The sequence below is a fragment of the Phenylobacterium sp. CCH9-H3 genome (genome assembly GCF_001557235.1).
Classification (GTDB): Bacteria; Pseudomonadota; Alphaproteobacteria; order Caulobacterales; family Caulobacteraceae; genus Phenylobacterium.
This window is the reverse complement of the sequence record NZ_LSJI01000078.1, coordinates 24,039-30,842: the sequence shown is the minus strand read 5'-3', so window position 1 is coordinate 30,842 and position 6,804 is coordinate 24,039. Positions and strand designations below refer to the sequence as shown.

The 6,804-nt window shown below is 69.6% G+C and carries 5 protein-coding genes; 2 read left to right on the top strand and 3 right to left on the bottom strand.

Features of this window, described 5'->3' with window-relative positions:
* Positions 1-78 precede the first annotated feature (78 nt).
* Both AX721_RS07175 and AX721_RS07170 read right to left on the bottom strand, forming a co-directional pair.
* The gene (locus tag AX721_RS07175) at positions 79-1,527 is read right to left on the bottom strand and encodes a DUF3526 domain-containing protein (protein ID WP_068875333.1); all 1,449 of its coding nucleotides are present in this window, start codon (positions 1,525-1,527) and stop codon (positions 79-81) included.
* Complete coding sequence (locus tag AX721_RS07170; RefSeq protein WP_068875332.1) at positions 1,524-2,270, bottom strand: ABC transporter ATP-binding protein; 747 nt, start codon at positions 2,268-2,270, stop codon at positions 1,524-1,526. The genes AX721_RS07175 and AX721_RS07170 overlap by 4 nt, the downstream gene beginning before the upstream one ends.
* 158 nt (positions 2,271-2,428) lie before the next feature.
* On the opposite strand from AX721_RS07170, the gene AX721_RS07165 reads away from it, so the two are divergent.
* Positions 2,429-4,516 (top strand): TonB-dependent siderophore receptor, encoded by a 2,088-nt coding sequence (locus AX721_RS07165; RefSeq protein WP_068875331.1) that lies wholly within the window; start codon positions 2,429-2,431, stop codon positions 4,514-4,516.
* A gap of 105 nt (positions 4,517-4,621) precedes the next feature.
* Here AX721_RS07165 and AX721_RS07160 read toward each other — a convergent pair whose 3' ends face one another.
* The gene (locus AX721_RS07160) at positions 4,622-5,251 is read right to left on the bottom strand and encodes a TetR/AcrR family transcriptional regulator (protein ID WP_068875330.1); all 630 of its coding nucleotides are present in this window, start codon (positions 5,249-5,251) and stop codon (positions 4,622-4,624) included.
* Between the two features lie 82 nt (positions 5,252-5,333).
* On the opposite strand from AX721_RS07160, the gene AX721_RS07155 reads away from it, so the two are divergent.
* Entirely contained in the window at positions 5,334-6,773 is a 1,440-nt protein-coding gene (locus AX721_RS07155) for a DUF1254 domain-containing protein (protein ID WP_068875329.1), read from the top strand.
* Positions 6,774-6,804: the final 31 nt, after the last annotated feature.

Below are 6,804 nucleotides of genomic sequence, written 5' to 3'. Positions count from 1 at the left end.
CGAGAAGGAACAGGCCGGCCACCGCCAGCACGGCCGAATGCAGGCTGAAGAACAGCCGCGCTTCGCGAAGAAGGGCAGTCATGCGGCGCTCCGGGTCAGGCGTTGGGCGGCGCGGGTCGCCAGGAAGCCGGCGGCCGCGAGCCAGGCGGCGAGCACGACCAGCGCCGGCATGGCGGCTTGGAGGACCTCGGCCTCATCCGGGCGGACGGGCCGGAACTGCGGCATGCCGCGCCAGTGGTCGGCGGAGATGCGGCTGCGCGCCTCGGCGGCGGCGTCCGAACCCTTGGCCGCGTCATCCTCGGCGTGGACGTCGGTGGCCTGCAGCCAATTCAGCCGCTGGACCAGGTCGTAGCGATAAGCTTCCGCCTGCATCAGGAAGCGCCGATAGCCGGGAAGGTCGGTCTCGGCGGCGGTCATGGAGAGCCGGCGGATCGCCACAGTGGGGCTGAGGATCGCCAGCCCATCCATGATCCGGCTCTGGTCGGCCATGGCGCCGAAGGCCTGGTCGGCGTAGCGGTTGAACAGGCTGGACGTCAGCTTCTCGCCTTCCACGCCCAGGAGGCCGCGGTAGTTCACCGGCAGGTCCTCGACCCGCTTCACGCCGTACCGATCCAGCGTCTTCTGCTTGAAGGCCGCGAAGTAGGGATCGTCGGGATTGTGGCTGTCGCCCATTGCGCGCAGGTCGCGGGCGATGGCGATGTCGGTCTCGATCCGCGTCGGCAACGGCTGGGCCGCGGCCGCGATCTCGGGCGCCACGCGCGGGATGAGAATGACGCTGAACGCCCAGGCGCCGACCAGGGCCATCAACGCCGTTCGGCTGCGGCTCGCCAAGGCGGAGACCGCCACGATCAGGACGATCCAGAAGGCGAGGTAGAGGGCGTAGCCGCCGCCCGCGAGCAGCACGGCCGAGGCGCGCGCCGGCCCCGACAGCGTGAGCCAGGCCAGGAGGACGATCGCCGGGGCGGCGATCACGAGGCTTGCCGCCCCCAGGGCCAGCGCCTTGCCGGCGAGGATGCTGCGGCCCGGCACGCCGGCCAGCACCGCCTGGCGTAGCGTCCCCCGCTCGCGCTCGCCGGCGACCGCGGCGGCCCCGATGAAGACGAGCAGCAGCGGCACGACCGTCTGCAGCACCAGGGCGGGCGAAAGCTGGCCGAACCGGACCAGCAGCGACGACTGGCGCGCGTCGCCGAAGTTGGCGCTGTTCTGCCGATGGCCCTCCAGGAAGATCATGTTGCCGGTGAAGGCCTCGACGCCCGGGTCGAGGGCTGCGAGCCCGCTGGCCGGGCGGACGGCGAAGTGGCCGTAGTGCACGACGCGATGCGGATGGCGGTCCGGCTGGGATTCGAACTCGGCGTCCGCGGACGCCTGCAGCCTGGCTCTGAGCCCCGCTTGGTCGGCCTGGTAGGCGCTGGAGGTCAGTGCGGCGGCCAGGGTCAGCAATGCCGTGAGCACGAGGCCGGTCAACGCCACCCGGCTGCGGACAAGGTGGCGCAGCTCGTTGGCGGCGATGGAGAAGACGGCGCTCATGCGGCCTTGCCCGCGACCGTGGCCCGCTGGAAGCGGTCGTGCAGGGCGCGCAGGTCGAAGCGTTCGGGACCCGAGGCGGCCATTTCCTGAACGATGCGGCCCTGCTCCAGGAAGCCGATGCGGTCGGCGACGTCCGCCGCCCCGAAGAGATCGTGGGTGACGACGAGGATGGCGGCGCCATCGCTCCGAAGGCGTGAGATCAGGTCGTGGAAGTCCGCAGCGGCGCCTGGATCGAGACCCGATGTCGGCTCGTCCAACAGCAGGACCGAGGCCCGGCGCAGCATCGCGAGCGCGATGGCCGTCTTCTGCCGCATGCCCTTGGAGAAGCCGGCGACGCGACGCCGCCAGGCTTCTTCAGGAAGGCCCACGGTGTGGAAGGCTTCCTCGACCTCGGCCGCCGACCGGCCGGCGCCCGCGAGCCCCAGGAAGTAGTCCACGTTCTCCCGCGCGGAGAGGTGTTCGTAGAGCGCCACGTTTTCCGGAATATAGGCGATGGCGCGGCGCACGACCTCGGGTTCGGCGGCGGGATCGTGGCCGGCGACGCGCACACCCCCGGACTGCGGACAAACGAATCCAAGAAGCGCCTGCAGGGTCGTCGACTTGCCGGCGCCGTTGCCGCCCAGCAGCGCATAGACCTCCCCGGCCGCCACGCTGAGCTCCAGTCCATCCAGCACACGCCGGCTCCCATACGAGACCGTCAGGCCCTCGACCGACACGAGGGTCCGTGAGTTCACCGCCGTCATCGCCACTCCGCACGCTCGAGCACGCCGCGACGACCAGGCCGACGCGATCCACATGTGAGATGTTATATCGTAACATTTCCCTTGACGCGTCAAGACGGCGCCGCTTAACCGAACGCCGCTCCGGCGATCCGGAGATCTGTTCGTCGAGCGAGGTGACGATGACCGCGAGAGCGCGCTGGCTGGCCCTGTTGCTGACCTCCTCCCCCACGGCCTTGGCCCAGCCCGCGCTCGCCGCGGAAGCGGCCGACGCCGCCGATGTGGAAGCGGTCGTCGTCACCGGTTCGCGCCAGGCCAGCGCCAGCATCAACGGCCTGGACGTGGATACGCTGAAGCTGCCCCAGAGCGTGCGCGTCCTGGACGAGGCGCTCATCGTGAACACCGGGATCGCCAACCTTTCGGACCTGTTCGACTACGCAGGGGGCATGGCGCGCCAGAACAGCTTCGGCGGCGCCTGGGACGCCTATGCGATCCGTGGCTTCTCCGGCGACATCAACCAGGGCCCCGACCTGCTGGTGAACCGCTTCACGGCCAACCGCGGTTTCAACGCCCGCCGCGACGTGGCGACCGTCGAGTTGTTCCAGGTGCTGAAGGGCCCCGCCTCGGCCCTGTCCGGCAAGGGCGAGCCGGGCGGCTCTATCAACATCGTCACCAAGGCGCCGCAGGATCGGCCGCACGCCTCGGGCGAGCTCGCCTATGGCAGCCACGACACCTATCGGGCCGTGGGCGACGTCGGCGGCCCGCTGGGCGGCGGGTTCTCCGCCCGGCTGATCGCCGTCTACCAGGACACCGACGGCTGGCGCGACTTCGTGGGCAGCGACCGGCTGCTGGTCGCCCCGTCCCTGGCCTGGGAACCCTCGGAGGACCTGCGGCTGCTCTACCAGCTCGAGGTCAACGAGGTGGGCTTCGTCCACGACCGCGGCCTGGTGGCCGTGGGCGGCGACGGGAAGGCCCTGCCCCGGCGGCGCTTTCTGGGCGAACCCAACGACGGCGACATCGAACAGCGGACCAACCAGCACCAGCTGACGGCGACGTACAACCTCGGCCCGGGCCTGGCGATCGAGGCTGGCGTGCAGTACCGCGACGGCGAGTTCGAGGGCCAGTCGACCCACAACTCGACCCTGGTCGGGACCCAGCTCCGCCGCCAGCTCCGCGTCCATGACTACGACTGGGAGGACCTCTCGGGACGGGTGGAGGTCAGCTTCGACGGCGAGCTCGCCGGGCTGCAGCATCAGCTGCGGGTAGGCGCCGACGCCTTCACCTACGACCAACGCCGGATCTTCTACCGCTTCAGCCCAGCGGCCGCGAACCCGTACGCCATCGACATCTTCAATCCGGTCTACGGCCAGCCGAAGCCCACGGCCGCGCTCAACCAGGATCTGCTGGAGGAACTGCGTGGCGAAAGCGTCTACGTCCAGGACCTGGTCACCCTGAGCGACCAGTTCGTCCTGCTGGTCGGCCTGCGCCAGGACTGGGTGCGCCAGGCCAACACCAACTACCGCAACGGCCAGGTCACGCGGCAGTCTCCGTCCCAGGCTTCGCCGCGGGCGGCGATCACCTGGTCGCCCAACGACAGCGTGTCGGCCTATGCGAGCTGGGGCCGCTCGTTCCGCTACAACCAGGGGGCCGACGCCGCCGGCGGCGCATTTCCGCCGGAGAAGGGCGAAGCCTGGGAGGCCGGCGTCAAGTGGAGCCTGGACGGCCGCCTGACCGGGACGGCCTCCGTCTTCCGCATCGAGAAGGACAACATCCTCGTCAACGATCCGGCCAACAGCGGGTTCTTCATTCCGGTCGGCAGCGCCCGCAGCCAGGGCTTGGAGGCGGAGGCGACCCTCGCGCTCCCGGCCGGCGTCACCGCGACCGCCGTCTATGCCTACACCGACACCAAGATCACCGAGGACACGCGCTCCGGCCTCGACGGCAGCGCGCTCAGCAACGTGCCCAAACACTCCGGCGCGATCTACGCCAACTGGCGATCCAAGGCCGATGAGCCCGGCTCGGTCAGCCTGGGGGCGGGCGTGGTCTATGTGGGCGACCGCCCCGGCGACGACGTCAACAGCGGCTTCGAACTGCCGGACTACGTCACGGTTCGCGCCAACGCCGCCTATCAGCTCACCGAGAAGGTCTCGCTGCATCTCGACGTCGAGAACCTGTTCGACACCTACTACCTGGAGAGCTCCTACAGCGACGTCTGGATCACGCCGGGCGCGCCGCGCACGGTGATGGGCCGGGTGCGGGTGGCGTTCTGAGGGCTGCCGGAGCAAGCCCGCCTGGCCAAGGCCCACCGCGCCGTGAAGGCGCTCCTGTACAAATCCCTCGGGATCGTTGCGACGGCCTGAGGGATGACGCGCGGTCTATGCGTCGAGCCGATAGACCGCCCGGGTGATGCGCCGCCATTCTCGGACGATGTGGCCGAACCAGCGAACGCGTTCGGCGTCGTCCAGCCCGTCGCGATCCTCGATCCAGTCGATCAGCGTCTCGGTGACGATTCCGACGAGAGATCGCGCCCCGAGGCGCGCACGGTCCTCCGCCCCCGCCGGCGCGCCCTCGGCGGGTCTCAGGAACACCATGAAGGGCTCGATCTGCCGGTCCTCGTAGATGTCGTACCAGCGCTTGGCCTCGGGATCGGAGCGGCAATCGCGCAGCAGCAGGAGGTAGGCGGCGCGGTTGCCGCGCGCGCGGCGCAGCACCTCCATCACGGCCGCGCCATAGCCTGGCCACGGGGCGTCGTAGACGGCGCGGATCTCCCGCAGCACCTCCTCGAAGATCGCCGCCAGCAGGGCCTCCTTCGACGGGAACTGCCGGTAGATCAGGATCTTGGCCACGCCCGCCCGCTCGGCGATGTCGCGCATCGCGGCGCGCTGAAGGCCAAGGTCGTAGAAGGTCTCCGCCGCGATGCGGACATAGCTCGCCTGTCGCGCGGGGCGATCGACGCGCGGCATCCGGCGTTTGCGGGCGCGGGAGGGCGGCGAAGAGTCGGTCATGCGTTAATTCATAATCATCATCTTGCAAAATTGCGTCCGTCGCGCATAGTGAAACCATTCGGTTTCAAATGAGGCAACCGCCATGATCGCTCGATGGGCCGCAGCTTCGACGCTTCTGCTGGCGTTCGCCGGGACCGCGGCCGCGGCGGAGCGCGCCTATCCCCTGCAGCCGGCGCCGAGCTATCCGTTGCAGGCCGTCGACCAGTTTGCTCCCACGCCGGCTGGGGACGTGGTCCCCCGGGATCCGGCCGCCCGGTCCCAGCTCGCCCGCGCCCTGGCGGTGGAGGCGGCGATCTACGGCCTGCCCAGCGTCTATCAGTACCGCGAAATGTTCGCCCAGGCGGTGGATCAGGCGAACCCGCGCTACGTGGGTTTCAACCGCTTCGCCCACGACCGCGACCTGGCGGGGCCGGACTACAAGGCGTTCAAGTCGCCCAACTCGGACACCCTCTATTCCAACGCCTGGCTCGACCTGACCGCGGGCCCCGTCCTCATCGAAACGCCGGACGTTCCGCTCAAGTACTACACGCTTAACTTCCTCGACATGTTCAGCAACGCCAGCAACATCGGGACCCGCACCTTCGGCTCAAAGGCCGGACGCTATCTGATCGCGCCCGCGGTCTGGACGGGCGAGCCGCCGCCAGGCGTCACGCTGTTCCGGGTGGCGACACCGCGCGCGTGGATCCTGATGCGGGTCTTCGCCCAGACCCCGGCGGAGGTGGCGATCGCGCGCAAGGTCCAGGACAGTGTGAGGATTGCGCCGCTCGCCCCCGCCGCGAAGGCTGCCGCCTATCCGCGGCCCGACGCCGACACGGCCGAAGGGTTCTTCCGGGTGCTGGACCATGTGCTGCGGACCGACGGCCATCCGGAGCAGGAGGACGCCTTGGTCTATCGCTTCCGCGCGATCGGGATCGGCGGCCCCGAGGCCTTCGACCCGGCGCGCCTGGACGCGGAGACGCGCGCGGGCATGGAGGCCGGCTTCCAGGACGCGATGAAGATGATCGCGGCCTCGCGGGCCCAGTTGGGCGCGCCGACGGGCACGGGCTGGAGCCGTGTTGAGAAGGCGCGATACGGCTTCAACTACCTCAGCCGCGCGACGGTGAACTACGTGGGCCTGGGCGCGAACGTCGACGCGGAGAACCTCTCGTTCAACACCTTCGCCGACGGCCAGGGCCGCCCGCTCGACGGGTCCAAGGGGAACTATACGCTCTCGTTCAAGCCGCCGCCGGTCAACGCGTTCTGGTCGGTTACCCTTTACGACGCCGCGACGCTGGCGCTCTACCCGAACGAACTGGGACGCTATCTCATCAACGACCGCACGCCGGGCCTGCGGACCAACAAGGACGGTTCGATCGACCTTCGCATCCAGCACGCCAAGCCCTCGAGCAAAGCGAACTGGCTTCCAGCGCCCGATCGGCCGTTCTATTTGGTCGTCCGGTCGTACCTTCCGAAGCCGGAGATGATCTCTGGCGGCTGGCGGCCCCCGCCGGTCGTCATGCTCGAGGCCGAGGGCTCCCGCTGATCGGGCGGCTCGTCCGCTTCGTCGTGGTGGG